This window comes from Streptomyces corchorusii (assembly GCF_001514055.1).
GTDB classification, from domain to species: domain Bacteria; phylum Actinomycetota; class Actinomycetes; order Streptomycetales; family Streptomycetaceae; genus Streptomyces; species Streptomyces olivaceoviridis.
The window spans coordinates 333192-335135 of the sequence record NZ_KQ948354.1 but is presented as its reverse complement, the minus strand read 5'-3'; the positions used below and the strand labels follow the sequence as shown (position 1 = coordinate 335135).

Below are 1944 nucleotides of genomic sequence, written 5' to 3'. Positions count from 1 at the left end.
CCTCCAGATCGTCGCCGAGATCGAGGGCGACCTCGACCCGGCCGCACTGCGCGCCGCCGGCCAGGCCGTCCTGGACCGGCACCCCAACCTGCGCGCGTCCTTCCGGGCCCGGCCCGCCGGCGCCCCCGTGCAGCTGATCCCCGCCCGCGCGGAACTCCCCTGGCAGGAGATCGACCTGCGCGACCTGCCGGAACCCGAGCGCGGCGCCGAGCTGGAGCGGATCACCGCCGCCGAACGCGGCCACCGCTTCGACCTGGAGCGCCCGCCGCTGCTGCGGTTCACGCTCGTCACCCACGGCGAGGGCCGGCACCGCTTCCTGTGGACCAGCCACCACATCCTCGTCGACGGCTGGTCGATGCCGCTGCTGGTCCGGGAGCTGTTCACCCTCGGCCGGCCCGGCACCGACGGCACCGCGCTGCCCGCCCCCGTCCCCTACCGCTCCTACCTCCGATGGCTGGCCCGGCAGGACCGGGAGGCCGCCCGCGCGGCCTGGCGCGCGGCGCTCGCCGACCTCGACGGGCCGACCCTCCTCGTGGACGCCGGCCCCGACCGGGCGCCGGTGCTCCCCGAATCCCTGCGGCTCGACCTCCCGCGCGACCTGACCCAGGCCCTCACCGCCTGGGCCCGCGCCCGGGGACTGCCCCTCAACACCGTGCTCCAGGGCTGCTGGGCGCTGCTGCTCGGCCGGCTCACCGGCCGCCAGGACGTCGTCTTCGGCGCCGTCACCTCCGGGCGGCCCGCCGAGGTCCCCGACGTCGAGTCGATGATCGGCATGTTCCTCACCACCGTGCCCGTGCGGGCCCGGCTGCACCCCGGCACCCGGCTCGCCGAGCTGCTGCGCACCCTCCAGCACCAGCAGACCGCGCTGCTGCCGCACGAGCACCTGGGCCTCGCCGAGATCCACAAGGCGGCGGGCCTGTCCGGCGAGGTCTTCGACACCGTCGTCCTCTTCGAGAACTTCCCGCTCGACGCGGCCGGCCCGGCCACCGGCACCGACGGACCCCGCGTGGTGCGCACCGAGGCCCTGGACGCCCGCCACCACCCGCTCAGCATGGCGGTGTTCCCCGGCGACACCCTGACCCTGCGCTTCGACTACGCGCCCGACCTGTTCACCGGCGCCGACGTCGACCGCATCGCCGTCATGGTCCGCCACCTGCTGCACACCGTCGTCGACGACGGCGACCTGCCGCTCGCCCGGATCGACATCACCGGACCGGCCACCCTGGGCCGCCCCGGGCAGCCCGGCGAACTCGGCGGACTGCTCGGCTCCTGGGACCCCGGCCTGCCCGAGGAGAGCCTCGGCGTCGTGGAACGCGTGCGGGCCGTCGCGGCCCGCGTGCCGGACGCCGTCGCCGTGGCCGACGGCACGGACAGCGTCACCTACGGCGACCTCGTGGAGCGCGCCGGCGGCCTGTCGGCGCTCCTGACCGAGGCCGGCGCGGGCCTCGGTTCGGTGGTGGCGATGCTCGCCGACCCCGGGGTGCCGTTCGTGACGGGCGTCCTGGGCGTCCTGGGCGCGGGCGGGGCGTATCTGCCGCTGGACCCGGCGGCCCCGGCGGCCCGCAACGCGTCCCTGCTCGCCGACAGCGGCGCCCGCCACCTCCTCACCGGGCGCGCGCACGCGGCTCAGGCCCGTGAACTCGCCGGTGACGTCACCGTCCTGGTCCTGGAGGACTCCCTCCACGACCACGCCCTGCCGGCCGCCCTCGGCGGGGGCCTGGACCTGGCGTACGTGATGTTCACGTCCGGGTCCACGGGCCGGCCGAAGGGGGCGATGGTGCAGCGCTCGGGGATGGTGAACCACCTGTGGGCCAAGGTGGGTGACCTGGAGTTGGTGGCGGGTGAGTCGGTGGTGCAGAACGCGCCGCTGACGTTCGACGTCTCCGTGTGGCAGATGCTGGCCCCGCTCCTGGTCGGTGGGACCGTGCGGGTGGCGGGGGAGTT

At 76.0% G+C, this 1944-nt stretch carries 1 protein-coding gene; it reads left to right on the top strand.

The genetic code is table 11. From position 1 onward, the window contains the following. Positions 1-1944: condensation domain-containing protein (locus AQJ11_RS11510; protein ID WP_159061648.1), on the top strand; the 1944-nt coding region annotated here is incomplete at both ends.